The sequence below is a fragment of the Pseudomonas sp. SDO5591_S426 genome (assembly GCF_054070755.1).
This window is the reverse complement of sequence record NZ_JBSVXD010000415.1, coordinates 1-781: the sequence shown is the minus strand read 5'-3', so window position 1 is coordinate 781 and position 781 is coordinate 1. Positions and strand designations below refer to the sequence as shown.

Sequence of the window (781 nt, the reverse complement as noted above, 5' to 3'; positions counted from 1 at the left end):
GTGAACATCTGTAGGAGCTGCCGAAGGCTGCGATCTTTAACCTTCATGCATAAAAAAACGGCGCTCACGGGGCGCCGTTTTTTCATTTCGCAGCGAACACCTTAGTAGTAGGCGTTTTCTTTCTGCGTGTGGTCGGTCACGTCGCGCACGCCCTTGAGCTCTGGAATGCGCTCGAGCAAGGTGCGCTCGATGCCTTCCTTCAAGGTGACGTCTGCCTGGCCGCAGCCCTGGCAACCGCCGCCGAATTGCAGAACGGCGATGCCGTCTTCAACGACGTCGATCAGGCTGACCTGACCGCCGTGGCTGGCCAGCCCCGGGTTGATCTCGGTTTGCAGGTAATAGTTGATGCGCTCGTTGACCGGGCTGTCGGCGTTGACCATCGGTACTTTGGCGTTTGGCGCCTTGATGGTCAGCTGGCCGCCCATGCGGTCGGTCGCGTAGTCGACAACCGCATCGTCCAGGAACGTTTCGCTGAAGTGATCGATGTAAGCGGTGAAGCTTTTCAGCCCCAGCGCCGTGTCTTCGGGTTTTTCTTCGCCCGGCTTGCAGTAGGCAATGCAGGTTTCGGCATACTGGGTGCCAGGCTGGGTGATAAAGACGCGGATGCCGATGCCCGGGGTGTTCTGCTTGGAGAGCAGATCAGCCAGGTAATCGTGGGCGGCGTCGGTGATGGTAATAGCGGTCATGGAAACTCCTCGCAGGCTTGGGCGCAGTTTACGCCAATCATCGCCGCGGACAAAGTCCTAGTATTTTTGTCGGGAAAGATTCCGGTTTTCCAGTA

The 781-nt window shown here is 58.0% G+C and carries 1 protein-coding gene; it reads right to left on the bottom strand.

Annotated elements, in window-relative coordinates:
* Positions 1-101: 101 nt before the first annotated feature.
* Positions 102-686, bottom strand: coding sequence for a Fe-S biogenesis protein NfuA (gene nfuA / locus ACW9JC_RS30370; RefSeq protein ID WP_338581075.1), 585 nt, complete (start codon positions 684-686; stop codon positions 102-104).
* Positions 687-781: the final 95 nt, after the last annotated feature.